At 74.7% G+C, this 25,776-nt stretch carries 23 protein-coding genes; 15 read left to right on the forward strand and 8 right to left on the reverse strand.

The features are described from left to right. Window positions 1–27: 27 nt before the first annotated feature. From OG767_RS06100 to efeB, 9 genes are all read left to right on the forward strand, one after another. A complete protein-coding gene (locus tag OG767_RS06100) occupies window positions 28–996 on the forward strand; it encodes a hypothetical protein (protein WP_405092529.1) in 969 nt (322 codons plus the stop codon). Between the two features lie 159 nt (window positions 997–1,155). Continuing rightward, window positions 1,156–1,362: a Trm112 family protein gene (locus OG767_RS06105; protein WP_107157732.1), complete on the forward strand. Its 207-nt coding sequence runs from the start codon at window positions 1,156–1,158 to the stop codon at window positions 1,360–1,362. Continuing rightward, a complete protein-coding gene (locus tag OG767_RS06110; RefSeq protein WP_107157731.1) occupies window positions 1,359–2,555 on the forward strand; it encodes an SIS domain-containing protein in 1,197 nt (398 codons plus the stop codon). Before OG767_RS06105 ends, OG767_RS06110 begins: the two co-directional genes overlap by 4 nt. A gap of 28 nt (window positions 2,556–2,583) precedes the next feature. Beyond that, complete coding sequence (locus OG767_RS06115; RefSeq protein ID WP_405092530.1) at window positions 2,584–3,615, forward strand: cation diffusion facilitator family transporter; 1,032 nt, start codon at window positions 2,584–2,586, stop codon at window positions 3,613–3,615. Window positions 3,616–3,618: 3 nt separating this feature from the next. Beyond that, complete coding sequence (manA, locus tag OG767_RS06120) at window positions 3,619–4,779, forward strand: mannose-6-phosphate isomerase, class I (RefSeq protein ID WP_405092531.1); 1,161 nt, start codon at window positions 3,619–3,621, stop codon at window positions 4,777–4,779. Between the two features lie 272 nt (window positions 4,780–5,051). Further along, a complete protein-coding gene (gene ahcY / locus OG767_RS06125; RefSeq protein WP_405092532.1) occupies window positions 5,052–6,551 on the forward strand; it encodes an adenosylhomocysteinase in 1,500 nt (499 codons plus the stop codon). Between the two features lie 244 nt (window positions 6,552–6,795). Beyond that, window positions 6,796–7,770 carry an iron uptake transporter permease EfeU gene (efeU, locus tag OG767_RS06130; protein WP_405092533.1) on the forward strand — a complete coding sequence of 325 codons (975 nt, stop codon included), beginning with the start codon at window positions 6,796–6,798 and terminating at the stop codon, window positions 7,768–7,770. 29 nt (window positions 7,771–7,799) lie between these two features. After that, window positions 7,800–8,930: an iron uptake system protein EfeO gene (gene efeO / locus OG767_RS06135; protein WP_405092534.1), complete on the forward strand. Its 1,131-nt coding sequence runs from the start codon at window positions 7,800–7,802 to the stop codon at window positions 8,928–8,930. Then, the gene (gene efeB, locus OG767_RS06140) at window positions 8,927–10,249 is read left to right on the forward strand and encodes an iron uptake transporter deferrochelatase/peroxidase subunit (RefSeq protein WP_405092535.1); all 1,323 of its coding nucleotides are present in this window, start codon (window positions 8,927–8,929) and stop codon (window positions 10,247–10,249) included. Before efeO ends, efeB begins: the two co-directional genes overlap by 4 nt. Before the next feature lie 50 nt (window positions 10,250–10,299). On the opposite strand, the gene OG767_RS06145 is transcribed toward efeB, so the two are convergent. Continuing rightward, window positions 10,300–11,283: an RDD family protein gene (locus OG767_RS06145; RefSeq protein ID WP_405092536.1), complete on the reverse strand. Its 984-nt coding sequence runs from the start codon at window positions 11,281–11,283 to the stop codon at window positions 10,300–10,302. Here OG767_RS06145 and OG767_RS06150 point away from each other — a divergent pair. Beyond that, a complete protein-coding gene (locus OG767_RS06150) occupies window positions 11,254–12,216 on the forward strand; it encodes a stage II sporulation protein M (protein ID WP_405092537.1) in 963 nt (320 codons plus the stop codon). The two genes, OG767_RS06145 and OG767_RS06150, sit on opposite strands and share 30 nt — an antisense overlap. Window positions 12,217–12,301: 85 nt before the next feature. Here OG767_RS06150 and OG767_RS06155 read toward each other — a convergent pair whose 3' ends face one another. Genes OG767_RS06155 through OG767_RS06175 form a run of 5 tightly spaced genes read right to left on the reverse strand, consistent with a single transcriptional unit; the run spans window position 12,302 to window position 17,346 of the window. Next, on the reverse strand, window positions 12,302–13,612 hold the full coding sequence (locus OG767_RS06155) for a DUF58 domain-containing protein (RefSeq protein ID WP_405092538.1): 1,311 nt from the start codon (window positions 13,610–13,612) through the stop codon (window positions 12,302–12,304). Next, window positions 13,609–14,598, reverse strand: a complete 990-nt coding sequence (locus tag OG767_RS06160; protein WP_405092539.1) for an AAA family ATPase — start codon at window positions 14,596–14,598, stop codon at window positions 13,609–13,611. The genes OG767_RS06155 and OG767_RS06160 overlap by 4 nt, the downstream gene beginning before the upstream one ends. Then, window positions 14,595–15,890 (reverse strand): DUF4350 domain-containing protein, encoded by a 1,296-nt coding sequence (locus tag OG767_RS06165; protein ID WP_405092540.1) that lies wholly within the window; start codon window positions 15,888–15,890, stop codon window positions 14,595–14,597. The genes OG767_RS06160 and OG767_RS06165 overlap by 4 nt, the downstream gene beginning before the upstream one ends. Continuing rightward, window positions 15,884–16,507, reverse strand: coding sequence for a DUF4129 domain-containing protein (locus tag OG767_RS06170; protein WP_405092541.1), 624 nt, complete (start codon window positions 16,505–16,507; stop codon window positions 15,884–15,886). Before OG767_RS06170 ends, OG767_RS06165 begins: the two co-directional genes overlap by 7 nt. Then, entirely contained in the window at window positions 16,504–17,346 is an 843-nt protein-coding gene (locus OG767_RS06175) for a hypothetical protein (protein ID WP_405092542.1), read from the reverse strand. Before OG767_RS06175 ends, OG767_RS06170 begins: the two co-directional genes overlap by 4 nt. 216 nt (window positions 17,347–17,562) lie before the next feature. Here OG767_RS06175 and mtrA point away from each other — a divergent pair, with 216 nt between their 5' ends. The 5 genes from mtrA (at window position 17,563) to hpf (ending at window position 23,420) form a co-directional block, all read left to right on the forward strand. Further along, window positions 17,563–18,252, forward strand: a complete 690-nt coding sequence (gene mtrA, locus OG767_RS06180) for an MtrAB system response regulator MtrA (protein WP_091060316.1) — start codon at window positions 17,563–17,565, stop codon at window positions 18,250–18,252. A 13-nt stretch (window positions 18,253–18,265) separates the two neighbouring features. Next, window positions 18,266–20,020, forward strand: coding sequence for an MtrAB system histidine kinase MtrB (gene mtrB, locus OG767_RS06185; protein ID WP_405092543.1), 1,755 nt, complete (start codon window positions 18,266–18,268; stop codon window positions 20,018–20,020). Between the two features lie 2 nt (window positions 20,021–20,022). Further along, window positions 20,023–21,816 carry an LpqB family beta-propeller domain-containing protein gene (locus tag OG767_RS06190; RefSeq protein WP_405094146.1) on the forward strand — a complete coding sequence of 598 codons (1,794 nt, stop codon included), beginning with the start codon at window positions 20,023–20,025 and terminating at the stop codon, window positions 21,814–21,816. A gap of 1 nt (window position 21,817) precedes the next feature. Then, window positions 21,818–22,525, forward strand: coding sequence for a ComF family protein (locus tag OG767_RS06195; RefSeq protein ID WP_405092544.1), 708 nt, complete (start codon window positions 21,818–21,820; stop codon window positions 22,523–22,525). A gap of 250 nt (window positions 22,526–22,775) precedes the next feature. Next, entirely contained in the window at window positions 22,776–23,420 is a 645-nt protein-coding gene (gene hpf, locus OG767_RS06200) for a ribosome hibernation-promoting factor, HPF/YfiA family (RefSeq protein WP_405092545.1), read from the forward strand. Window positions 23,421–23,468: 48 nt separating this feature from the next. Here the strand turns inward: hpf and OG767_RS06205 are convergent, their stop codons facing one another. Together OG767_RS06205 and OG767_RS06210 are read right to left on the reverse strand one after the other, a co-directional pair. Continuing rightward, window positions 23,469–24,575 carry a GNAT family N-acetyltransferase gene (locus OG767_RS06205; protein ID WP_405092546.1) on the reverse strand — a complete coding sequence of 369 codons (1,107 nt, stop codon included), beginning with the start codon at window positions 24,573–24,575 and terminating at the stop codon, window positions 23,469–23,471. Beyond that, window positions 24,572–25,729 (reverse strand): GNAT family N-acetyltransferase, encoded by a 1,158-nt coding sequence (locus OG767_RS06210; RefSeq protein WP_405092547.1) that lies wholly within the window; start codon window positions 25,727–25,729, stop codon window positions 24,572–24,574. The genes OG767_RS06205 and OG767_RS06210 overlap by 4 nt, the downstream gene beginning before the upstream one ends. Window positions 25,730–25,776 lie beyond the last annotated feature (47 nt).

Genomic DNA, 25,776 nt, shown 5'->3' on the forward strand with positions numbered 1-25,776 from the left:
GTCCGGGACGGAAACGGTGAGGTGGGGATGTCGGTGAGGCGGCACGCGGCGCGTTGGGCCACGGCCGGTGCGGTGCTGGGTGGCCTGGTGGTCGCCGCGGCGTCCCCGGCGCTGGCTGACGGCGACCGGGTCGGGCTGCGCTCGGCGGGCAGCTTCACGGCCGGCGGCTCGGCGGGCGCGGTGACGGTCGAGGTGCGCAAGCGCACCGAGGGGTGTGTGTCGTTGCGCACCACGCTCGGCTTGCGGCTGGACGGTCTGCGGGCCGATCAGGTCCGGGTGCAGGTGGCGTCCGGTGGCCGCTGGGTGGGGGTGCCGGTCTCCGGTGGTGGCGGCGTGGTGACCACCTCCCAGGTGGCGTCGGTCGAGCGGCCGCTGTGCAAGGGCAAGGGCGCGGCGGTGCGCTACCGGGTGTCCTTCCTGTCCGGCGCCGTGGGCGGGCGGCTGGAGATCGCCGGTGAGGCGAGTGCCGCGAACGGCCAGGTGCTCGGCCGGGCCGGCCGGTCGGCCCGGCTGGTGGGCGCGGAGCCGACGCCGAGCCCGAGCCCGACGCCCTCCCGCAAGCCGTCGCCGACCCCCACGCCCAGCACGGTCGCCGCCACGCCGCCGGAGACGGCGGGCACGTCGGCGGTGGTCGCCGCCGTCGAGCCGGCCGCCGGTGCCGCGGCCGACGATTCGTCCTTCGGAGGTTCCATGATCATGTGGTTCGGCATCGCGCTGGTCCTGGTCGGCGTCGCGCTGATCGTCCTGCTGGTGCGCCGCAGCCGCGCGGACCGGACGGACGACGGCCCGGTGGTCGAGCATCCCCCGGTCCCGCTGCCCCGCAGCAGCACCACCTACCGTTCCGGGGCGCCCGGGCCGGCCCCGACGGTGTACGGCGGCGGCGCCACGCCACCGCGCCCGACCGGCAACGTGTACGGGACGCCGCCCGCCGGGTCCCCGCCGGCGCCCCCCGCGGACGGGGACGCCACCAGCCTGTTGCCCCGCATGCCGGACTGAGCCGGACCCGACGGCTCCCGGGTTTACCGTGACCATGGGTGGACCCGGCCGGCCGGGTGTCGAACGGGGCCGGGTGCCGGGGCCGGTTCGCCGTTAAGATCGCGTGCGCCGGACGGCACCGCCGACCGGTGAGACCACATACGTGGAAGGAGCCGCGCCGTGGCCCTGGACCCGCAGTTGCTCGAGATTCTCGCCTGCCCGGACACACACCACGCCCCGCTCGACTACGACCCGCAGGCGCAGACGTTGACCTGCACCGAGTGCGGTCGCGTCTTCGAGGTCCGGGACGACGTCCCGGTGCTGCTCCTGGACGAGGCGCGGGGCGGTCCGGCGGCTGACGACGCGCGGGGCGGGTCGTCGCGGTGATGGACGGTACGGCCGGGGTGAGCGGGCACCGGCACGCGGACGAGGCCCTGCTGGACGATCCGGCGCAGCTCGGCGAGCGGGATCCGGGCGGGATGCTGCGGTTCACCGCCTCCGCCGGCGCCCAGGTACGCGAGTCGGCGGCGTTGGCCGCCGAGGCGAACCTGTCCGTGCTGGCCGACGACGGGCGACCCCGGGCGGTGGTCATCGCCGGCATCGGCACCGCCGGGCGTACCGGGGACGTGCTGGCCACGGTCGCCGGGCCGCGCTGCCCGGTGCCGGTGATCCCGCACCGCAGCGCCGGCGTGCCCGGCTGGGTGGGCGCGGCGGACGTGGTCATCGCGGTGAGCGCCTCCGGCCGTAGCCCGGAGGCGTTGGGCGCGGCCGAGGCGGCGCACCGGCGCGGCGCCCGGCTGGTCGCGGTCGGCGCTCCGGATTCGCAACTCCAGTCGGTGGCGGAGCGGGCCCGCGCGCCGTTCATCCCGGTGCCGCGGCGGGCCCCGGCCCGGGCCAGCCTGTGGGCGCTCACCGTGCCGGTCCTGCTCGCCGCCCGTACGCTCGGCCTCGTGAAGGTCAACGAGGCGGATCTGGCCGAGACCGCGGCCCGGTTGGACGCCGACGCCGACCGGTGCCGGCCGACCGCCGAGTCGTTCGTCAATCCGGCGAAGTCCCTCGCGTTGGGGCTGGCCGGGTCGATCCCGATCGTGTGGGGTTCGTCCCCGCTGGCCACCGTGGCCGCTCGCCGGTTCGGTGACACGCTGTCCGCGAACTCCCGCTACCCGGTGGTGAGCGGTGCGCTGGGCGAGGCCGGCCGGGGCCGGGTGGGGCTGCTCGATGGCGTCTTCGGCGGGCTGGCCGAGGGCGAGCGGGACATCTTCGCCGACCCCGACGACTCCGACCCGGACGGCATCCGGCTGCGGCTGGTGCTGCTGCGCGACGGCGGCCTCAACGCCGACGACGACACCGACGAGCCGCTGGCGGTGGAGGAGCGCCGCGCGGACGCGGTGCAGACGCTCGCCGAGCGGCGCGGGGTGCGCTGCGACGTGGTGACCGCCGAGGGTGGTTCCGCGCTGGAGCGGCTCGCGTCGCTGGTGGCGGTGCCGGACTTCGCCTCGATCTACCTCGCCCTGGCACACGGGCTGGACCCGATGGCGGTTCCGGCCATCACGGAAATGAAGGAGCTGGCAAACCAGTGAGCATGTGCGGCATCGAGCGAGGCGGGGCATGAGCGCAAACGGGGGCACCAAGGCGATCGTCGCCGCCCTGGCGGCGAACCTCGGCATCGCCGTCACCAAGTTCATCGCGTTCCTGCTGACCGGCTCGTCGTCGATGCTGGCGGAGTCGATCCACTCGGTGGCCGACTCCGGGAACCAGGGTCTGCTGCTGATCGGTGGCCGGCGGGCCAAGCGGGAGGCCACGCCGCAGCACCCGTTCGGCTACGGCCGGGAGCGCTACATCTACGCGTTCATCGTGGCGATCGTGCTGTTCAGCCTCGGTGGGCTGTTCGCGCTCTACGAGGCGTACCACAAGGCGTCCGACCCGCACCCGATCACGGAGTGGCAGTGGGTGCCGGTGGTGGTGCTGCTCTCGGCGATCGTGATGGAGAGCTTCTCGTTCCGCACCGCGATCAAGGAGTCGAACCTGATCCGGGGCAAGCAGACCTGGGTCCGGTTCATTCGTCGGGCCAAGGCCCCGGAGCTGCCGGTGGTGCTGCTGGAGGACTTCGGCGCGCTGGTGGGTCTGGTCTTCGCGCTGTTCGGCGTCGGCATGACGCTGATCACCGGCAACGGCATGTGGGACGCGGCCGGCACCGCGATGATCGGTGTGTTGCTGGTGATCATCGCGATCACGCTGGCGATCGAGACCAAGAGCCTGCTGCTCGGTGAGGGTGCCGAGCGCAGCGAGCTGGCCAAGATCGAGCAGGCCGTCACCGGCGGCCCGGAGGTCGAGCGGATCATCCACATGAAGACGCTCTACCTCGGCCCGGAGGAGCTGCTGGTGGCCGCGAAGATCGCGGTGCCGGCGTGCGAGAGCGCGGAGGAGCTGGCCCGGGGCATCAACGCGGTCGAGGCGCGGATCCGCCGCGAGGTGCCGATCGCCCGGGTGATCTACCTGGAGCCGGACATCTGGAGCGCGGCGGCGGAGCGGGCGGGCACCGGTCAGGCGGCGGACACCGCCGTGCCCGAGGCGGCGACCGAGCGCGCCGGCGGGACCGAGGTGACGGCCGACGAGGTGGCCGGGCGGCCCGGGAGCTGACCGATGGAGTTGATGCAGGGCCGGATCCGGGACTACGCCTGGGGCTCGCGCACCGCGATCGCGCGGTTGCAGGGCCGGGCGGTGCCGAGCGACGGGCCGGAGGCCGAGCTGTGGCTGGGCGCCCACCCGGGCGCCCCGGCCACCGTCGACCGGGACGGCGGCCCGGTGAGTCTCACCGAGTTGTTGCTGGCCGAGCCGGGGCACTGGCTGGGTGAGCGCCTGGTCGGCCGGTTCGGAACCCGGCTGCCGTTCCTGCTGAAGGTGCTGGCCGCCGACGCGCCGCTGAGCCTTCAGGCGCATCCGGACGCCGAGCAGGCCCGCACCGGGCACGCGGCGGACACCGGGCGGGTCAACTACGTCGACCCGTACCACAAGCCGGAGCTGTTGGTGGCGCTCTCCGAGTTCGACGCGCTCTGCGGCTTCCGGGACCCGGCCGAGTCGGCGGCGGTGCTCGCCGGGTTCGGCGTACCCGCGTTGGCGCCGGTGGTGGCCGCGTTGCGTGGCGGTCCGGCGGGGCTGCGGGAGGCCGTACGCGCGCTGTTGAGCTGGCCGGAGTCGGAGCGTGCCGGGCTGGTGACGGCCGTGCTGGCGGCGGCGACCGCCGGGCCGGCGTCCCCGGACGCGGCGCTGGTCCGCACGCTCGCGGCCGGTTATCCGACCGACCCGGGTGTGGTGGTGGCGCTGCTGCTGAACCGGGTGCGGCTGGCGCCGGGCGAGGGGATCTGGATGCCGGCCGGCAACCTGCACGCCTACCTGCGCGGCACCGGCGTGGAGATCATGGCGGCGAGCGACAACGTGCTGCGCGGCGGGTTGACCTCGAAGCGGATCGACGTGGACGAGTTGCTGCGGGTGCTCCGGTTCGAGGTGCTGACCGATCCGGTGCTGCGGCCGGAACCGGTGGCACCCGGCGTGTCCACCTGGCCGGTGCCGGTGGAGGATTTCGCGTTGCACCGGGTGGTGGTGGGCGCCGGGTCGCCGGAGGTGCGGTTCACGCTGCCCGGCCCGCGGGTGGTGCTCTGCGGGGCCGGCAAGCTGACCGTGGACGACGGGGTCGGTGTGGTGACGTTGGCGGCGGGTCGGTCCGCGGTCGGCACCGCCGCCGGTGGCCCGCTGGTGCTCACCGGCGACGGCGAGGCGTTCGTGGCGACCTGCGGCCTGCCCTGAGCCCGCGGCGCCGATTTCCCGGAACCGCTTGACGGGTCGGTCGCTCAGTGTGACTCTTTGTGTACGCAGCGTTGTCGCGACGAACGTCCGGGAACGCGCGGGGATCCAAACCGGGGGGATGCACGGGGGTGGCCGGGCCGTGGACGGAAAGTCGTCCACGACCGTCCGCCCCCGTGCGCTGTTCGCCGCTCCTGCGCCAACCGGAGCCGGGTGAGCGGGCCCACGCGCGTAAGGTGGAAGGCTGCGCAGCCCTTCGTTCGACAGGAGCTTCCATGACCAGCACGCTTCCGGCGGCCCCCAGCGGCGCGCCGTCCGGCGCCCGGCCGAGCACCCTCGCCGAGGGCGACTACAAGGTGGCGGATCTGTCGCTCGCCGAGTTCGGGCGCAAGGAGATCCGGCTCGCCGAGCACGAGATGCCCGGCCTGATGGCGATCCGGCGCGAGTTCGCCGACGCCCAGCCGCTCGCCGGCGCCCGCATCACCGGGTCGCTGCACATGACCGTGCAGACCGCCGTCCTGATCGAGACCCTGGTCGCGCTCGGCGCGCAGGTCCGCTGGGCGTCCTGCAACATCTTCTCCACCCAGGACCACGCCGCCGCGGCCATCGTGGTCGGCGCCGAGGGCACCCCGGAGGCCCCGGCCGGCGTCCCGGTCTACGCCTGGAAGGGCGAGACGCTGGAGGAGTACTGGTGGTGCACCGAGCAGGTGCTCGCCTGGCCCGACGGGCAGGGCCCGAACATGATCCTCGACGACGGCGGCGACGCCACGCTGCTCGTGCACAAGGGCGCCGAGTTCGAGAAGGCCGGCGTCGTGCCGCCGGTCGAGTCCGCCGACTCCGAGGAGTACGCGGTCATCCTCCAGGTGCTGCACCGCTCGCTCGGCGAGGACAACCAGCGCTGGACCCGGATCGCCGCCGGCATCAAGGGCGTCACCGAGGAGACCACCACCGGTGTGCACCGGCTCTACGAGATGCACCGTGCCGGCACGCTGCTCTTCCCGGCCATCAACGTCAACGACTCGGTGACCAAGAGCAAGTTCGACAACAAGTACGGCTGCCGCCACTCGCTCATCGACGGCATCAACCGGGCCACCGACGTGCTGATCGGCGGCAAGATGGCCGTCGTGATGGGCTACGGCGACGTGGGCAAGGGCTGCGCCGAGTCGCTGCGTGGCCAGGGCGCCCGGGTCGTGGTGACCGAGGTCGACCCGATCTGCGCGCTCCAGGCCGCGATGGACGGCTACCAGGTCGCCACGCTGGACGACGTGGTCGAGCAGGCCGACATCTTCATCACCGCGACCGGCTGCTTCGACGTGATCACCAACGAGCACATGGCCCGGATGAAGCACCAGGCCATCGTGGGCAACATCGGCCACTTCGACAACGAGATCGACATGGCCGGCCTGGCCAAGCGCGGCGACGTGACCCGGGAGAACATCAAGCCGCAGGTCGACGTGTGGCGGTTCGACGACGGCCACGCCATCATCGTGCTCTCCGAGGGTCGCCTGCTGAACCTGGGCAACGCCACCGGGCACCCGAGCTTCGTGATGTCGAACTCGTTCGCCAACCAGACCATCGCCCAGATCGAGCTGTTCACCAAGACCGGGGAGTACCCGATCGGCGTCTACGTGCTCCCCAAGCACCTGGACGAGAAGGTCGCCCGGCTGCACCTGGACGCGCTCGGCGCCAAGCTGACCACGCTGACCAAGGAGCAGGCCTCCTACCTGGGCGTCTCCCAGGAGGGCCCGTTCAAGCCGGAGCACTACCGCTACTGAGTTCCACTCCCGGAAGGGACCGGGGTCGGCCGCCGCGCGGCCGTCCCGGTCCCTTCTCGCGTACGCGGGGACGAACGGGTCCTCCGGCCCTGTCCGATCCGGCCGGCCCGGGACGAGGCTGGGACGACGGTCGCGGCCGGCGGGGTGACGTTGCCGTGAACAACTTGACGCCGTGCCGGAACAGGAGCAAGGTATGGCTGCCCTAAGTTAACTGAGGCATGCCTGACCGACTACGGAGTTACGGATGTTCGCCACGTACCTGATCGGCCTGCGGGAGGGCCTGGAAGCGACCCTGGTGGTCAGCATCCTGGTCGCCTTCCTGGTGAAGTCGCAACGGCGTGACCGGCTGCCCCAGGTCTGGGCCGGCGTCGGCCTGGCCGTGGTGCTCTCCGTCGTCTTCGGCTCGCTGATCCAGTACACCTCGACCTCGCTGCTGCGGACCTCCGAGTCGCGCGAGTTCTTCGAGGCGGTGACCTCGGTCGCCGCCGTCGTGTTCGTGACCTGGATGATCTTCTGGATGCGCCGGGCGGCCCGTTCCATCGCGGGCGAGCTGCGCGGCAAGCTCACCGAGGCGCTCGCCGTCGGGTCGCTGGCGGTTGCCGGCATGGCCTTCCTCGCGGTGGTCCGGGAGGGCCTGGAGACCGCGCTGATCTTCTACGCCGCGGCCGAGAGCGTGGCCGGCGGCACCGGCGCGGGCTCGCTGCTCGCCCTGGTCGGCGGCATCGCCACCGCCGTGGTGATCGGCTTCCTGCTCTACCGCAGCGCCCTGAAGATCAACCTGAGTCGCTTCTTCACCTGGACCGGCGCGCTGCTGATCCTGGTCGCCGCCGGCATCCTCAAGTACGGCGTGCACGACTTCCAGGAGGCCGGCGTGCTGCCCGGCCTGAACAACCAGGCCTTCGACATCTCCGCCACGCTCGACCCGAACGCCTGGTACGGCGCGCTGCTCGCCGGCATGTTCAACATCACCGCCGCACCGACCGTGCTGGAACTGGTCGCCTGGGTCGCGTACGCGGTGCCGGTGTTGGTGCTCTTCCTGCGCAAGCCGGCCGCCCCGGCCAAGCCCTCCGCCGCGCCGGCCAAGCCCTCCGCCGCCCCGGCCGCCAACGCGCCGACCGCCGCCCCGGCCGGGAACGCGCCGGTCGAGACCACCGCGACCACCCCCGAGCCCGCGCCGGCAGCCGTCGACGCCGCCGCCGTCCCGTCCCCGCGCGCCTGACCGCCCGTTTCCGAGGAGATCCCGCACCGATGCGTACCACTCGATTCGTCGCGCCCGCCGCCGCCGGGTTGCTCGCCGTCGCCGGCCTGACCGGTTGCGGCGGTGGTGACGACGCCGACGCGACCGCCGGCGGTCCGATCGCCGTCAAGGCGACGGACAGCGCCTGCGAGGTCGGCAGCACCGAGATCGACGCCGGTCAGGTGACGTTCAAGGTGACCAACAACGGCTCCAAGGTCAACGAGTTCTACGTCTACGCCGCCGGCGACCGGGTGATGGGCGAGGTGGAGAACATCGCCCCCGGGCTGAGCCGGGAACTGCGCGTCGAGCTGCCCGCCGGGACGTACGAGACCGCCTGCAAGCCGGGGATGAGCGGCCGGGGCATCCGGGGCGCGCTGAAGGTCAGCGGCACCGCCGCGAGCGTCGCGCCGGACGCCGCGCTCACCGAGGCCACCGCCAGCTACCAGCGCTACGTACGCAGCCAGACCGCCGCGCTGCTGACCAGGACCGAGGAGTTCGTGGCCGCGGTCAAGGGCAACGACGTGGCCAAGGCCAAGGCGCTCTACCCGGTGGCCCGCACCTACTGGGAGCGGATCGAGCCGGTCGCGGAGAGCTTCGGCGACCTCGACCCGAAGATCGACGGTCGCGAGGAGGTGGTCGAGGAGGGCATGGAGTTCACCGGCTTCCACCGGATCGAGAAGGACCTCTGGACCACCGGCGACATCAGCAAGGACGGCCCGATCGCCGACCAGCTCCTGGTCGACGTCAAGGCGATCGTGGCCAAGGCCGACGCCGAGAAGCTCACCCCGCTCCAGCTCGCCAACGGCGCCAAGGCACTGCTCGACGAGGTTGCCAGCGGCAAGATCACCGGCGAGGAGGAGCGGTACTCGCACACCGACCTCTGGGACTTCAACGCCAACCTGGAGGGCTCGAAGGCCGCCGTCGGCGCGCTGCGCCCGGCCCTGGAACAGCGCGCGCCCGACCTGGTCAAGCAGCTCGACGCCGAGTTCGCCAACGTGGAGGCCGCGCTCGGCAAGCACCGGGCCGGGGACGGCTGGAAGCTGCACACCCAGCTCAGCAAGACCGAGCTGAAGGAGCTGTCGGACAGCATCAACGCGCTGGCCGAGCCGGTCAGCAAGATCGCGGCGGCCGTCGCGCGATGAGCACCCCGGCCGGCGGTGACGCGACGAGCGAGCCGAACAGCGAGCAGCCCGGTCGCGGGATCTCCCGCCGGCGGGCGATGACCCTGGCCGGTGTCGGCGCGGCTGGTGTCGGCGCGGTGGCGGCCGGCGCGGGCGCGCTGATCGCCGGTGGCGGCCAGGCGTCGGCCACCGAGACGGCCGCCGGGGCGGTGCCGTTCCTCGGCGAACACCAGGCCGGCATCACCACCGCGGCCCAGGACCGGCTGCACTTCGTCGCGTTCGACGTGGTCACCAAGGACCGGGACCGGCTGGTCGCGATGCTCCAGGAGTGGACCGCCGCCGCGGCCCGGATGACCGCCGGCAAGGACGCCGGGCTGATCGGTGCGGTCGGGGGCGTGCCGGAAGCCCCGCCGGACGACACCGGCGAGGCGCTCGGGCTGCCCCCGTCGCAGCTCACCGTCACGGTCGGCTTCGGCCCGTCGCTGTTCCGCGACGCCCAGGGCCGGGACCGGTTCGGCATCGCCGACCGCCGCCCCGCCGCGTTGGCCGACCTCCCGCACTTCGCCGGCGACGCGCTCAAGCCGGAGCTGTCCGGCGGCGACATCTGCGTCCAGGCCTGCGCCAACGACCCGCAGGTGGCGGTGCACGCCATCCGTAACCTGGCCCGGATCGGCATGGGCGTGGTCAGCGTCCGCTGGTCGCAGCTCGGGTTCGGGCGTACCTCGTCGACGTCGCGGGACCAGGCCACTCCGCGCAACCTGTTCGGCTTCAAGGACGGCACCGCCAACCTGAAGGCCGAGGACGCCGACCTGCTGCGCGAGCAGCTCTGGGTGCAGCCCGGCGACGGCCCGGACTGGATGGCCGGCGGCTCCTACCTGGTCACCCGCAAGATCCGGATGCTGATCGAGACCTGGGACCGCAGCCCGCTGGCCGAGCAGGAGATGATCACCGGCCGGACCAAGGGCAGCGGCGCCCCGCTCGGCCGGCGCGACGAGTTCGACGAGCCGGACTTCGCCGCCAAGGGCGACGACGGCGAGCCGGTCATCGCGCCGACCGCGCACGTGCGACTCGCCCACCCGGAGCAGAACAACGGCGCCCGCCTGCTGCGTCGCGGCTACAACTTCGTGGACGGCTCGGACGGGCTGGGCCGGCTCGACGCCGGGCTGTTCTTCATCGCCTACCAGCGGGACCCGCGCAAGCAGTTCGTGCCGATCCAGACGCGGCTGGCCCGCAACGACGCGATGAACGAGTACCTCCGCCACGTCTCCAGCGGCCTGTTCGCCTGCCCGCCGGGCGTCCGCGACGCCGCCGACTGGTGGGGCCGGACACTGTTCTCCTGAGCCGGCCCGGTCTCCCGAGCTGGCCCGGCCCCTGAGCCGGCCTGCCGCGCTCAGCGGCGTACCGGATCGGGACCGGCGGGTTCCGGCGCGGCCCGCCGCAGCGGAACGCCGGGCGACGCGGCCGGGGCCGGGGCCAGCTCCGGCCAGAGCGCGCCGCTGACCGCGCGGGCCCGGCCCAGCCGGTACCCGGCCCGTCGCCTGCGTTCGGCCAGCACGGCGGCCAGGTACGCCCACTCCGGCGCGGTCCACGGCGGCGGCGGTGACGTCACCGCGGCCACCTCCGCCCACAGCTCCCGGCCCAGCCGCACCCGGTCCGCGGCGGCGAGCTGGGGGAGCCGGTCCACGTACTGCCGGACGGCCAGGGCGAGCCCGTCGTCCACCCGGGTCAGGTCCAGCGTGCCCGCCCAGGCGAGCAGCGGCGGCACGGCCGGCGGCAACGGCCGCCACACCGACGCGCCCCGGGTGTGCACCACGAGCGTGCCGGCCACCAGGTCGCCCAACCGTCGGCCGCGCGGGTCGGTGAGCATCACTGTCACGGTCGCCGCCCAGCTCAGCAGCGGCAGCACCAGGCCGGGCCACTCCACCGCGACGCCCACCAGCGCCCGGGCCAGCGACTGCCCGACCCCGACCGGCCCGCCGTCGGCCCGTACCACCCGCAGTCCCACCGCCAGCTTGCCCACCGTCCGGCCGCCGGCGAACCGCTCCATCACCACCGGGTAGCCGACCAGCACCAGCACTAGCAGCACGACCTGGAGGCCGCCGGCCAGCGCGGCGTCCATCAGGTCCGGCGGCAGCGCGAGCACCAGCATGGACAGCGCCGCACCGAGCACCAGCGCCAAGCCGAGCTGGACGACCAGGTCGATCAGCAGCGCGAGCACCCGGGAACCCAGCCGGGCGGCCCGGACGTCCAGTTCCACCGCCTCGCCGCTGACCAGACCGGCGTCGGCCCAGCGGGAGGGCGGGGGAGGTTGCGCGCGCACCCCGACAGTGAACACCATGAACGAGTGGATCTCGACGCGTACGTGGCGGAGCACGGTGTGCAGTGGCGGCGGCTGGAGCAGTTGACCGGCCGGCGCCGGCTGGACGCGGCCGAGGTCGACGAGTTGGTCTCGCTCTACCAGCGCACCGCCACCCACCTGTCCGTGCTGCGCAGCCGCGCCCCCGAGCCCGCGCTCCTCGGTCACCTGTCCCACCTGGTCCTGGCCGCCCGCGCCCGGATCATCGGCCGGCCCCGGCCGTCCTGGGCGGCGGTACGCCGGTTCCTGCTGGCCGACCTGCCGGCCGCCCTCTACCGGGCCTGGCCGTGGTGGTGCGGCGTCGCCACCGGCTTCAGCGCGTTGAGCGTCTTCCTCATCTGGTTCGTCGCCGGCCACCCGGACACCGCCGCCGCGTTCATCGGCGCCGAGTCGGCCCGGCAACTCGTCGACTCCGGCTTCGCCGGCTACTACACCGAGTTCGCCGCGCCGACGTTCGCCTTCCACCTGTGGACGCACAACGCCTGGCTGGCGGCCCAGTGCCTGGCCGCCGGCGTGCTGGTGGTGCCGGTGTTCTGGCTGCTGTGGCAGAACGCGCTGAACATCGGCGTGGTGGGCGGCGTGATGGTCTCCTACGACCGGGCGGACGTCTTCTTCGGCCTGATCACGCCGCACGGCCTGCTGGAGCTGACCGGCATCTACGTCGCCGCCGGGGTCGGGCTGCGCACCGCCTGGGCGTGGATCGCCCCGCCCGCGCACCTCGGGCGCGGCCGGGCGGTCGCCGAGGCGGGGCGGTCGGCCATGGTGGTCGCGGTCGGCCTGGTCGGGCTGTTCGCCGTCTCCGCGCTGCTGGAGGCGTTCGTCACCCCGGCGCCGGTGCCGACGGCCGTGCGGGTGGCGGCCGGCGCCACCGTCTGGGCCGCCTTCCTGGCGTACGCGCTCATCCTGGGCCGCCGCGCCGCGTCCTCCGCTCCGCGCCCTCTCCGCCACTGACCGCAGATTCACGGAAACAGTGGCTGTGGAGCCCGCCAAGGCCACTGTTTCCGTGAATCAGGGGGAAGGAGCCGGGGGTGGGGGGTTAGAGCTGGCCTCGGGATTTCAGGTGTAGGTAGGTGTCGGCCACGGTGGGGGCCAGTCGGTCGGCGGGGACGTCCACCACTGTCACGCCGTGCCGGGACAGCGCGGCCCGCACCCGGTCCCGCTCGGCCAGCGCCCGCCACGCCGACGCGGCCGCGTACGGGTCGTCGGGGCCGACCGGGGTGGCGGTGGCGAGCCCGGCCAGCACCGGATCGTGGGTGGCCGCCAGCACCACCCGGTGCCGGGCGGCCAGCCGCGGCAGCACCGGCAGCAGCCCTTCCCGGAGCGCGCCCGCGTCCAGCGCGGTGAAGAGCACCAGCAGGCTGCGCTGCCGCTCCCGGCGCAGCAGCTCACCGGCGATCAGCTCGAAGTCCGTCTCGACAAGCGCCGGCTGGAGCGGCGCCATCGCCTCGACCAACCGGGTGAGCAGCGCCGGCCGGTTGCCGCCGGTCACCCGGGCCCGTACGGCGGTGTCCACGGCGAGCAGGTCCACCCGGTCCCCGGCGCGGGCGGCCAGCGCGGTGAGCAGCAACGCCGCGTCGATCGCGGTGTCCAGCCGGGGTTCGTCGCCGAGCCGGACCGCCGAGGTACGGCCGGTGTCCAGCACGCAGACGAGCCGCCGGTCCCGCTCCGGTCGCCAGGTGCGCACCAGCACGTCGGCGCGGCGCGCGCTGGCCCGCCAGTCGATCGACCGGACGTCGTCGCCGACGGCGTACTCGCGCAGGGTGTCGAACTCGGTGCCGTGGCCGCGCCCCCGGGTCACCTGGACGCCGTCGATGATCCGCAGCCGGGCCAGCTTCTCCGGCAGGTGCCGGCGGGAGTCGAAGCGGGGCAGCACGCGCAGCGTCCACGGTGGCGTGCCGGGCCGTTCGGCGCGCTGCCGGAAGCCCAGGCGCATCGGCCCCAGCGAGCGGACGGTCAGCGCCACCGCCGGCCGGTCGCCGCGCCGGGTCGGGGTGAGGTGGACCGGCAACGTGGCCGTGCCGCCGGGCGGGACCGTGAGCGTCTCCCGCGGCGACCGCCCGGGACGCGCCCCGGCGGACGGCACCCACGCGTCGCGGACCTGGGCGTGCAGCGTCCGGTCGGTGGGGTTGGCCAGGTGCAGGGTGACCGTGGCGGTGCCGCCGAGCCGGACGGTCCGGTCGCCGGCGCGGGTGGCGGTGAGCGCCTGCGGCGGGGCCGCGAGCGCCCGGTCCAGGGCGACCAGCAGCAGCACCGTCGCGGTCAGCACGGCGACGCCGAGAAACGGCGCCGGCCAGGCCGGCAGCGTTCCGGCGCCGGCCGCGAGCAGCAGGCCCGCCCGCCAGGTCATCGCGGCGTCGGCACGGTGGCCAGCACCGAGTCGAGCACGGCGTCGGCCGTCACGCCCTCCAGTTCCACCTCCGGTCGCGGCCGGAGCCGGTGCCGCAGCGTCGGGCGGGCCACCGCCTTCACGTCGTCCGGCGTGACGTGGTCGCGGCCGGCCAGCCAGGCCCACGCCTTGGCGGTGGCGAGCAGCGCGGTCGCGCCCCGGGGCGAGGCGCCCAGCTCCAGCGCGGGAGCGGCCCGGGTGGCCCGGCAGAGGTCCACGATGTAGCCGAGCACCGGCTCGGCCACGTGCACGGCGTGCGCCTGCGCGCGGGCGGCGGCCAGGTCGGCCGCGCCGGCCACCGGGCGTACGCCGGCGGCGCGCAGGTCACGTGGGTCGAACCCGGCGTGGTGCGCGCGGAGCACACCCAGTTCCTCGTCCCGCCCCGGCAGCGGCACGGTCAGCTTGAGCAGGAAGCGGTCGAGCTGCGCCTCGGGCAGCGGGTAGGTGCCCTCGTACTCGACCGGGTTCTGGGTGGCCGCGACGATGAACGGCTCGGGCAGCGGACGGCGCTCGCCCTCGACGGTGACCTGCCGTTCCTCCATCACCTCCAGCAGCGCGGACTGCGTCTTCGGCGGGGTGCGGTTGATCTCGTCGGCGAGGAGCAGGTTGGTGAAGACCGGCCCCTCGCGGAACGTGAACGCGGCGGTGTGCGGGTCGAAGATCAGCGAGCCGGTGACGTCGCCGGGCATCAGGTCGGGGGTGAACTGCACCCGTTTGGCGTCCAGGTCGAGCGCGGCGGCGAGCGTGCGCACCAGCAGCGTCTTGGCCACCCCCGGGACGCCCTCCAACAGCACGTGCCCCCGGCAGAGCAGCGCGATGACCAGGCCGGTGACCACCGCGTCCTGGCCGACCACGGCCTTGGCCACCTCGGCGCGCAGCCGGTTCAGGGCGGCGCGGGCGTCGGACGGGGCGGCGGGCGACTCGGCGGCGATGACGGGTCCGGTCACCGGGGTTCTCCTTCGCTCGGGGGCGGGGCCAGGGTACGGGTCAGCGTGTCCAGCGCCCGGGCCAGCTCCAGCAGCTCCCGGTCGTCGTCCGGGGCGGGGCCGTGCAGCAGCCCGGCCACCCGCTCCGGGTCGTCGCCGGTCGCCGCCGCGACCCGGGCCGCCACCTCGTCGTCCGGGGTGTCGGGCGGCAGGTTGAGCCGGGGCAGGACGCGGTCCCGGGCGGCGGCGCGCAGCGTCGCGGCGACGGTGTCCCGGGCGCCGGCCCGCCGGTAGAGGCGGGCCCGGCCGCGGACGGTCTCGGCGGCGCGGACGGTCACCGGCAGCGGCTCCGTCACCGGTGGCCCGAGGCGGCGGGCCCGCCAGAGCACCACCAGCAGCCCGGCCAGCGCGAGCTGCGCCAGGATCGCCCAGAACCAGGCCGGGAACGCGTCCCACAGCGGGTTGTCGGCGCGCCGCGGCGGGTCCGCCCGGTCGGGGCGCTCGGCGGTGCGGCGGGGCGTCGGCGGAGCCTCGCTCTCGGTGGTCCGCGACGCGCCGGTCCCGGTCGGGGCCGGGTCGGGCGCGGGCAGGTCCAGCCAGACCAGCGGACGACCGGTGGCGCCGAGCAGGCCGGTGGCGAGGTCCCGGTTGCCCCACTCGTCGATCCGGTCGTTGCGGAACGGGTCGCTGGCGCCCACCAGCACCACCTCGGTGCCGGCCGGGATCCGGAGCAGCGCGCCGCCGTAGCAGCGGTCGGCGCGCTCGGGCCCGGCGTACCGCTGGTGGTCGACCGCGGCGGTGCCGGCGCGGACCGCCTCGGGCAGCCGGCACTCCGCGCCCCCGGCGTCCGGCGGCAGCGCCCGGGTGGCCCACCGGCGACCGGCCGGCTCGACCGAGGTGCCCAGCTCGGCCAGCACCCGGCGGGACGGCTCGACGAGCACCAGCCGGCTGCCGGGCGGCAGCGCGGTCAGCCCGGTGAGCGTGTCCGGGTGCACCAGGTCGGGTGCGGGCACGAAGAGCGTGCTCGGCGCCGTACGGGCGGCCCGCAGCGCCCCGGCGGTGTCGGTCTCCCGGCGTAGCGGCACGCCCTGCGCGCGTAGCTCCTCGGCGAGCCGGCTGCCGCCGTCGTCGTCGCCGGCGACGGGGGAGAGGAAGCCGCGCTCGTCCGGGTCGGGCTGGTCCACCGCGTGCAGCACCACGGTGGCCCCGATCAGCAGCGCGGCCAGCCCGAGCGGGACGACGGTCCGGTGCCACCGGCGGCGGGACGCCGGCGGGGCCGCGGGCCGGGCCGGGGCGGGGGCGACGGTCACCACGGGTCCTCCTCGCCGGTCAGTTCCCGGCGCAGTTCGGCGGCGAGCGCGCGCATCCGCTGGTCGTGGCCGGCGGTGGCGGGTCGCTGGGCGTACCAGAGGTCGGAGAAGATCGTGCCGGCGGCGTGCAGGGTGGGCCGTACCGCCGGGCGGGTCCGGGCCGCCGCCTCGGTCAGTTCGGTGACGGTGAGCCCGGCCCGTGGCTCCACCACCTGCCGGGTGACCAGGAGCCGGACCATGTCCCGGAGCCGTTCCCGCACCGCCTCGGCGTAGCGGCCCTCGGCGGCCAACCGGTCGGCCGTCGCCGGGCCGCCGACGGGTGCCGGCGGCGCGGCCCGGGGCGCGGGGACGCGCACCGGCGGGTCGGGCCGCCGCCGGCGGGCGGGACGACGCAGGCGCAGGCGCATCCGCGGTCGCCGGAGCCGGGGCAGTCGGAAGCGGGGCAGTCGAACCCGGAGCCGGGGCAGCCTGATCCGGGGCAGCCGGCGCGGCACCCAGGCCGGGAAGGAGTGCCAGGCCAGCGCCGTCAGCAGCGCGGCGGCCAGCAGGAGCAGCGCGACCAGCGGCAGCGGCACCACGTCACCCAGCGCGGCGACCGTCTCGGTCCACCAGCGGCTCACCGCTCGACCGCCAGCAGCACCGGCTCCGGGACGCCGGCCGGCGCCCGGGAGAGCCGGATGTCCAGCCCCTCGGTGCGCATCCGGGTCTCCAGGTGCAGCACCGCGTCCAGGCAGGCCAACGCCGGGTACGCGAGCGCGTTCACCGCCGCCTGCGCGACGACGGCGACCGGCAGCGCCCAGGCCGACACGTCGAACAGGTCGAGCAGCCCGAGACCGTAGGGGACGCCCAGCCCGATGCCGACCCGGACCAGCCACCAGCCCAGATAGCCGAGCAGCCGGACGGCGGCGGCGCGCCCGCCCACCCGGCCGGCCAGCCGGATCGCCCGTCCCGGTGCCCGGTGCGCCGGCACCCCGTCCAGCACGAGCACCGGCACCACGAGGCCGAGCAGCCCGTACGCGACGAACCAGGCGGGCCCGGCCAGCCCGGCGAGCCCGACGGCGAGCCCGACCGCGCCCGCGGCCAGCAGCGTCGCGCCCGGACGGGCCTCGTGGAGCAACTCCGACGGCGCGCGGCGGTGGCCGAGCAGCGCCGCCGCGCCGCCCCGCGCGGCCGGGTTGCCCAGCAGCGCGATGATCGCCGCCTCGGTCCCGGCGCCGGCCGCGAGCAGCAGCCAGTACCAGCCGAACGACTCCCCGCCGGCGGGCCACCAGCCGGGCGGGTGCGCGCCGGCGAGCAGCCGCACCGGGTACAGCACGGCCTGCTCGGCGAGGGCCAGCGCGACGGCGAGTGGCAGCAGCACCCGGGCCTGGTCGCGGAGCAGCAGCACGGCGGCGTCGAGCAGCTCACCCACGGTCAGCGGACGGCGCGGGAGCACCGCGGTCGGGCCGACGTCGGACACGCGTACTCCTGGGCGGGCAGGGCAGCAGAGGTGGCGGGCGGCGGGGCACCCGGGGGATCATGGTTGCACGGCGGGTCCGCATCCGGTGGACCCGTCCGTCGCGGCGCGCCACGCTGGTGACCACGCCGTCAGCTGTGGTGCGGGGGCGCGCTCGGCGCTACCGTGCCGGGAAAGACTCCGACCCTCCAGATGAACGGGGATGGAACGATAAACCCCATGAGAGCCCGCGTACTCGTGGTCGACGACGACCCCGCCCTTGCCGAGATGCTCGGCATCGTGTTGCGCAGCGAGGGCTTCGTGCCGTCCTTCGTCGCCGACGGAGAACGGGCATTGGCCGCGTTCCGCGACAGCCGGCCCGACATCGTCCTGCTCGACCTGATGTTGCCGGGCATGAGCGGCATCGACGTGGCCCGTGCGATCCGCGCCGAGTCCGGGGTGCCGATCGTGATGCTGACCGCCAAGAGCGACACGGTCGACGTGGTGCTGGGGCTGGAGTCCGGCGCCGACGACTACGTGGTCAAGCCGTTCAAGCCCAAGGAGCTGGTGGCCCGGATGCGGGCCCGGCTGCGTCGCGGCGAGGACGTCGCGCCGGAGCTGCTCACCATCGGCCCGCCCGGCAACCAGATCACCATCGACGTGCCGGCGCACACGGTCAGCCGGGACGCCGAGGAGGTCAAGCTGACGCCGCTGGAGTTCGACCTGCTGGTCGCGCTCGCCCGCAAGCCCCGCCAGGTGTTCACCCGGGAGGTGCTGCTGGAGCAGGTGTGGGGGTACCGGCACGCCGCCGACACCCGGCTGGTCAACGTGCACGTGCAGCGGCTGCGGGCCAAGATCGAGCCGGATCCGGAGCGACCCGAAATCATCCTCACGGTCCGGGGCGTGGGCTACAAGGCAGGCACCGGATAACCTGGTCAGCACTGTGCTGACCGCCCCGCTGCCCGACCCGCCGACCGCCTCGCCCCGCCGGCTACGTGCCGCGCGGGCGCTCTGGCGCGCGCTGGCCGGCCGGTCGGCGCGGTTCGCCGCCGGTGTGCGCCAGGCCTGGCGGCGGTCGCTCCAGGTCCGCGTGGTCACCATCACACTTGTGGCGTCGAGTCTGCTGGTGGGCGGTTTCGCCTACCTGATCGCCGACAAGATCACCAACATCCTGCTGGAGAACGCCGAGACCGACGTGCGGATGCGGCTGAGCAACGGCAGCGAGTACGCGGCGAAGCAGTTCAACCTCTACAGCCAGCCGCAGGAGGCCCAGCTCCAGGACACCATCGACGGCACGGTCAACTACCTGGCCGGCGGGGATCCGGCGCAGACCAGCGGCGTGGTGGTGGCGATCACCGCCGACAACTTCGCCGAGTTCATCGAGCCCCGCGTCTCCCCGGACGTGCCGGTGCGCCCGGTGATCGGCGACGAGCTGCGGGCCACCGTGGCGTCCGGCAAGGTGGCCCACCAGATCCGCACCGGCACGCTCGGCGACGACCGCACGAAGTACCTGGTCTACGGCTCCCCGGTGCCCACCCGGTTCGGGCAGGTCGAGCTCTACTACCTCGTACCCCTGGCCCGGCAGGACGCCACCGCGGCGGACGCCCGGGCCACCGTGGTCGCCACCGGCGTCGCGCTGGTGCTCCTGCTCGGCCTGCTGGCCGCGCTGGTGACCCGGCTGGTGGTGACGCCGGTCCGGGTGGCCGCGCGCACCGCCCAGCGGCTCTCCGCCGGCCTGCTCGACCAGCGCATGGTGGTCTCCGGTGAGGACGACCTGGCCCTGCTCGCTGCCTCGTTCAACCAGATGGCGACCAACCTGCAACGGCAGATCCTCCGGCTGGAGGAGATGTCCCGGCTGCAACGCCGGTTCACCTCGGACGTCTCGCACGAGCTGCGGACGCCGCTGACCACGGTCCGGATGGCGGCCGACCTGATCTTCGCGGAACGGGACGAGTTCGATCCGGCGGTGGCGCGCAGCGCCGAGCTGCTCCAGGCCGAGCTGGACCGGTTCGAGGAGCTGCTCACCGACCTGCTGGAGATCAGCCGGTTCGACGCCGGTTTCGCCGTGCTGGACAGCGAGCCGACCGATCTGGTGCCGGTGGTGCACCGGGTGGTCGAGCGCCTGGCCGGGCTGGCCGAGCGGGTCGGGGTGACCATCGAGCTGGACCTGCCGGACGCTCCGGTGATCGCCGAGGTGGACCCGCGCCGGGTCGAGCGGGTGCTGCGCAACCTGGTCGGCAACGCGGTCGAGCACGGTGAGGCCAAGCCGGTGCGGGTCACGCTGGGCGTCGACCAGAGCGCGGTGGCGATCACCGTGCGGGACCACGGCGTCGGGCTCAAGCCGGGGGAGGAGAAGCTGGTCTTCAACCGGTTCTGGCGGGCCGACCCGTCCCGGGCCCGGCAGACCGGCGGCACCGGCCTGGGCCTGTCGATCAGCGTGGAGGACGCCCGGTTGCACGGCGGCTGGCTGGAGGCGTGGGGCGCACCCGGGCAGGGCGCGCAGTTCCGGCTCACGCTGCCGGCGCGGGCCGGCGACCGACTGACCACCTCGCCGTTGCGACTGGTGCCGGCCGACGCGGCCCTGCCGTTCGGCGGCCCCCGCGACGGTGGCCTGCTCGCCATCGGTCCGGGCAGCGGCGCCGGTGCGCTGGCCGTCGGCCCCGCCGACGACTCCGCGCGGATGGAGGTGGGGCCGTGAACGTGCCGCGGCGACTGCTGGCCGTGCTGCTGGCCGGCGTCCTGCTGCCGGCCGGGTGCGGCATTCCGGCCCAGACGGACGTCCAGGTCGACGGTTCGGTGCCGGCCGGCGAGGCCGGCTCGCTCAACGGCCCGCCGGCCTCGCCGCCCGCGCCGACCGACAGCGACGAGCCGGTGCCGTTCATTGAGAACTATCTGAGCGCGGCCGCTGCCGGGGAACGCGACCAGGCGTACACCCGGGCCCAGAAGTTCCTCGCCCCGGAGGCCCGGGAACTGCTGCCCGGCAAGCCGCAGACCAGCGAGGTCGAACTCACCGTGGTCCGACTGCGGGCGAAGGAGAGCACCCCGCCGAACAACCAGGGCACCAGCCGGGTCACGATCAAGGTGCAGCAGGTCGGGGTGCTGCGGGCCGACGGCACCCTCGGCCCGCCGGGGGCCACCGAGACCGAGTACGTCTTCCAGTTGCGGCGGGCCGAGCCGGCCGGGACCGGGCTGCTGATCACCAGCCTGCCGAACGTGCTGCTGACCAGCGACACGGCGCTGCGCCAGTACTACCGCACGCGCACCGTCTACTTCTGGAACTCCGACCTGACCCGGCTGGTGCCCGACCTGCGCTACCTGCCGTCGTCGGTGTCGGCCGAGCGGCGCGTCACCGAGGTGGTGAAGTGGCTGGCCGGTGGCCCGTCCGACTGGCTGGAGTCCGGGGTGACCGGGCTCCCGGACGGCACCCGCCCGATCAACAACGCCACCGGCGCGGACTCCCAGTGGGAGGTCAACCTGACCATGCCGGGCGCCAACGAGGGTCGGTTGGCTCGGCTCGGCACCCAGCTCGCCTGGTCGTTGCCGGAGTTGACCGGGCAACTCGAGCTGAAGATCCAGAACCAGAAGCGGCTCAGCGTCGACCTGGAGCGGGAGCGCGACACCCATCTCGCGTACCCGAGGGGCGCGAATCCCACCCGGTTCAGCGTCTACGACGGCGTCATCCATCCGCTCGCCATCGGCACCGAGCAGCGGGCCGTCGTCCCGTTGCCGGCCGCGGAGAACCGGAACGTGGTCTCGGCGACCCTCGCCCGCGCCGAGGACCAGGTGCTGGCCGCGCTGGTGGTGACCGGGGCGGACCGGCGGCTCCGGCTCAAGGTTGGCACCGGGCCGGAACCGGTGGCGGTGTTCAACACCAGCGACCCGAAGGCCGGGTTCCAGACGATGAGCCGGCCCACCTGGCTGCGCTCGCTGGCCACGGACCATCCGGCGGGTCTGGTGGCGGCCGACGGCAAGCTCTACCGGTTCGACGGGACGGCCACGCTGAGCCCCGTTCCGCTGAACGTCTCCGGAAGCGTCGTGGCGGTCGCCGCTTCCCTCGACGGCCACCGGATCGCGCTGGTCAGCGGCGGCGCGGTCTACGTGGCGCCGGTGAGCGTGGAGGGCGGCGTGGTCACCCTGGGCCAGCCCCGCCGGCTGCCCACGCTGCTCACCGGCGTGACGGCGGTCGACTGGATCGCGGAGGACCAACTGGTGATCGCCGGCAACGACCCGGACCGGCGTTCGGCCATCCACCAGCTCAGCATCGACGGCGGCCTGGGTTCCACGCTGAAGTCCGGGATCGGCGCCGCGGTGACCCAGTTGGCGGGATACCCGGGCGGCGGGGGTGGCGGGCTGCCCGCGCTCTCGTTCATGTTCGAGACCGCCGGCAGCGCCTGGCGGAACAACCCGTTCGACCTCGTCACGCCGGAGCAGGTGCTGGACCTGCCGGCGGGCGGCCGGCCGGCCAACCCGACCGCACCGTTCTTCTTCTACTGAGATGCCGGTGCCGGACCTGGGCGGCCTCTGGTCGGACCTGACCGATCTGGTGCTGCCCACCGGGTGCGCCGGGTGCGCGGTCCGCTCCCCGGCGCTGCGGCAGGGCTTCTGCCCGCGCTGCGTGGCCGAGCTTCAGGCGCTGCGGCCCGCGTCGACCCGGCCCGATCCGGCCCCATCCGGCCTGCCGCCCTGCGTCGCCCTCGGCCCGTACGGCGGGGCGTTGCGTGAGGGGCTGCTGGCGTACAAGGAACGGGGCCGACACGGGTTGGCCCGGCCGTTGGGCGCGTTGCTGGCCGAGGTGGTGGCGGTGGCGGTGGGCCGGCCCGGCCCGGTGACGCTGGTGGCGGTGCCGGACACCACCCGCGCGGCCCGGGCCCGGTACGGCGACCACCTGGAGCGGCTGGTCCGGCCCGCCGCGGCCCGGCTGCGCGCGGCCGGCTGGCCGGTTCGCGTGCTGCGACCGCTGCGGGCGCTGCCCCGGCCGGACTCGGTGGTGCTGGACAGCGCCGGCCGGGCCGCGGCGGCGGAGGCGGCGTTCCGGTTGCGCCGGCCGGGGACGGCGACGCCGGCGGGGACCGTGGTGCTGCTCGACGACATCGTCACCACCGGTGCCACGCTGGCGGCGGTGAGCCGGAAATTGCACCGCGCGGGAATGACGCCAAAGGTCGCGGCGGTGCTCGCCGCAACGCAAAAGCGGCGGCCTCGGTGACGCTTCGTGGTTCCGTTTCACCCCATGGTGTATGAGGTGTTAATTTTCCCGACCGCTCTCGACAACCGGGGGTGACTGGTGACCGAACAGGAGTTAGCGTTTCCGTGTCGGGGGTAGTGAGGATGCCAACCTTCCCCCGGCACTGGAAGGAGGCGTAGCCGTACATCACCGGTCGACGCCGAGCGGGGCCGTCCCAGGCGCGTCGACCGGAAGATCCGGACCGAACGACCGTCCGAACAAGGGAGGTCACGTGGACATCGTGGTCAAGGGCCGTAACGTCGAAGTGCCGGACCATTACCGGGTGCACGTAGCCGAAAAACTCGCGAAGATCGAACGCTACGACCACAAACTCATTCGCGTGGATGTCGAGTTGTTCCACGAGCGCAATCCGCGCCAGGCCGACCACTGCCAGCGGGTGGAGATCACCTGCGCGTCGCGGGGCCCGGTGATCCGGGCCGAGGCCTGCACGAGCGACTTCTACAGCGCGCTCGACGCCGCCATCGCCAAGCTGGACACCCGGTTCCGCCGCGCGGCCGACCGCCGCCGGGTGCACCGCGGGCGGCACGCGCCGCTCTCGGTGGCCGCCGCGACCGCCGGGCTGCCGGTGGCCGACCTCGACGGGCCCGGGCTGGCGTCGCTGAACGGGCACGCCACGGCCACCGCCGTGGCGGAACGCCCCGACGCCGACGGCTACTCCGAACCCGACGACCAGCCGTGGCACATCGCCCGGGAGAAGGTCCACCCCGCCGAACCGATGACCGTCGACGACGCGCTGTTCCAGATGGAGCTGGTCGGCCACGACTTCTACCTGTTCCTGGACAAGGAGTCCGGCCGTCCGAGCGTGGTCTACCGTCGACGCGCCTACGACTACGGGATCATCTCGCTCGACACCTGACCCTTGGCCGACGACCCGGAGCCCCCGCCCGCCCGCGGGGGCTCCGTCTCACTGCGCGTCCGAGGCCAGCCGACCGAAGATCACCGTGTCGGTGCGGGTGCCGGCCAGGCCGGGCAGCCGCCCGCGCAGCAGGCCCTCCCGCCGGAAGCCGGCCCGTTCCAGCACCCGCTGGGAGGCGACGTTCTCCGGTCGGGTGCCGGCCCAGAGGCGGGCCACCCCGACGCCGAAGGCCCAGTCGGCGACGAGCCGGACCGTCCCGCTGGCCAGGCCCCGGCCGCGGGCCTCGGGCAGCAGGCTGTAGCCCAGCATCGCCTGACCGGTGGCCGGCTCGTCGTACGCCAGCAGGCAACCGCCCACGGGCGTGCCGGTGGCGGCGTCGACGACGGTCAGGTCGGCGGCGTCGCCGGCCAGCCAGTGGCTCGCCGCGAGCCGGCACCGGCGGGCGATCGACGCCCGGTCCGGCGGCGCCGGCGGCACCCGGCTCGCCACCACCTCCGGCAGCGTGTGCAGCCGGTACATCATGTCCTCGTCCGCCGGTTCGACGCGGCGCAGCGTCACCATGCCGTCGGTGAGCCGGCCGTCGGGCAGGTCCGGCAGCGGCCGGGCGGTCGGCCCGGGCGGGTCGTCGGCCAGCCGCGCCCAGACGACCAGGTCGGGGCGGACGCCGTCGCGTGGCGTGCCGGCGCCCCGCCGTACTCCCTCGCGCCGGTAGCCGCAGGTCAGCGCCGTCCGCTGGCTCGGCACGTTCTCCTGGTGGGTGAGCAGTTCCAGCCGGGCCGCGCCGGCGGCGAAGGCCCGCTCGGTCAGCAGCCGGGTGGCGGCGGTCGCCACGCCCCGGCCGCGCGCCGACGGCCCCACCCAGTAGCCGATCTCGTAGGTCGCCCGCTCGGCGCTGAGCCGGGTCAGGCCGATGCTGCCCAGCAGCCGGTCGGTGGCCGGGTCGGCGATCGTGTACGCGGCCCCGCCCGCCGCCCGGGCGGCCGGCGCCCCTTCGGTGATCCACCACCGCGCGCTGTCCGCGTCGTACGGGTCGGGCAGCAGCGGGATGAACCGCCGGGTCTCCGGGTCGGCGCAGCCGGCCACCGTCCCGGGCACGTCCGCCGGGTCGCACGGGCGCAGCCGGACCCCGTACCCCTCGATCGTCTCCGGGGTCACACCAGGTCCTGGGGCAGCAGGCCGCCGATCCACATATCCTGCCGTTCGCCGCGGTGCTGGACGCCGCCGCGCAGCGTGCCCTCGACGGTGAAGCCGGCCTTCTCGGCCGCCCGCCGGGACGCGGTGTTGCCCACGTTGGCCCGCCACTCGACCCGGGCCAGGCCGAGCGTGGTGAACCCCCAGGCGCAGAGCGCGGTGAGCGCGGCCGGCAGGTAGCCCCGCCCCCGCGCGGCCGGGGCGGTCATGAAGCCGACGTCGGCGACCAGCGGGTCGGTGGGGAGGATGCGCAGGTCGATCGAGGCGACGTAGTGATCGTCCGGGTCGGCCACCGCGAACATCGCGGCGGTGCCCCGGGCCCAGGCCGGCCGCACCAGGTCCCGCAGGTAGCCCTCGGCGTCCTCCGGTCGGTAGGGGTGCGGCACCGTGGTCCAGCGCACCGTCTGCTCGTCCTGACAGGTGCGGGTGATGTCGGGGAGGTCGCGTTCCTCGAGCGGGCGCAGCCGCAGCTCGGTGCCGCCGGCGGTGGCGAACAGGACGGGCTGCGGCCGGCCGAAGACGGCCGCCCGGCGGGCCTGGAGCGTGGTCGGACCGTACGGGACCGGGTCGCCCGGCGCGGCCAGCCCGGCCGGGAGCAGCGAGCCGATCCACCCCTCCGGCCGGCCGCCGTCGGCCGGGTGGGCCAGCCGCAGCTCTCCCTCGACCCGGAAACCGGCCCGCAGCGCGACCAGCCGGGACGCGTGGTTGCCGATCTCGGCCTGCCAGGTCAGCCGGCGCAGGCCGAGCGCGTCGAACGCCCAGCGGGCGACCGCGCGGACGGCGCGGACCGCGACGCCCCGGCCCCGCGCCCAGGGCGCGGTCCAGTAGCCGATCTCGGCCGAGTCGAGCGCGCGGTCGACGGAGACCAGACCGCACGAGGCGAGCAGCTCGCCGCTGTCGGCGTCGCAGACCGCGAACGGCGCGCCGGCACCCGTCGCCCAGGCCGTCGCGGCGACCGTGGTCACGAACGCGAGGGCGTGTTCGGGCCGGTACGGGCGAGGTACGGTGGTCCAGCGCTGGATGTCCGGGTCCTGGCAGGCGCGGTGCACCGCGTCGGCGTCCGCCGCCCGCCAGGGGCGCAGCAACAGCCCGTCCTCGATGATCTCCACAGGCTCCATCCGAGCCATGGTGCCGGATCGTTCGCGGACGGCGTAACCCGATTAGC

This window comes from Micromonospora sp. NBC_01392, from assembly GCF_045040125.1.
Lineage (GTDB): Bacteria > Actinomycetota > Actinomycetes > Mycobacteriales > Micromonosporaceae > Micromonospora.

Excerpts from the sequence above, each read along its gene's own strand:
- OG767_RS06100 (WP_405092529.1), top strand. The coding sequence starts at position 28 with ATGTCGGTGAGGCGGCACGCGGCGCGTTGGGCCACGGCCGGTGCGGTG.
- OG767_RS06115 (WP_405092530.1), top strand. The coding sequence starts at position 2,584 with ATGAGCGCAAACGGGGGCACCAAGGCGATCGTCGCCGCCCTGGCGGCG.
- manA (WP_405092531.1), top strand. The coding sequence starts at position 3,619 with ATGGAGTTGATGCAGGGCCGGATCCGGGACTACGCCTGGGGCTCGCGC.
- ahcY (WP_405092532.1), top strand. The coding sequence starts at position 5,052 with ATGACCAGCACGCTTCCGGCGGCCCCCAGCGGCGCGCCGTCCGGCGCC.
- efeU (WP_405092533.1), top strand. The coding sequence starts at position 6,796 with ATGTTCGCCACGTACCTGATCGGCCTGCGGGAGGGCCTGGAAGCGACC.
- efeO (WP_405092534.1), top strand. The coding sequence starts at position 7,800 with ATGCGTACCACTCGATTCGTCGCGCCCGCCGCCGCCGGGTTGCTCGCC.
- efeB (WP_405092535.1), top strand. The coding sequence starts at position 8,927 with ATGAGCACCCCGGCCGGCGGTGACGCGACGAGCGAGCCGAACAGCGAG.
- OG767_RS06155 (WP_405092538.1), bottom strand. The coding sequence starts at position 13,612 with ATGACCTGGCGGGCGGGCCTGCTGCTCGCGGCCGGCGCCGGAACGCTG.
- mtrA (WP_091060316.1), top strand. The coding sequence starts at position 17,563 with ATGAGAGCCCGCGTACTCGTGGTCGACGACGACCCCGCCCTTGCCGAG.
- OG767_RS06195 (WP_405092544.1), top strand. The coding sequence starts at position 21,818 with ATGCCGGTGCCGGACCTGGGCGGCCTCTGGTCGGACCTGACCGATCTG.
- OG767_RS06210 (WP_405092547.1), bottom strand. The coding sequence starts at position 25,729 with ATGGAGCCTGTGGAGATCATCGAGGACGGGCTGTTGCTGCGCCCCTGG.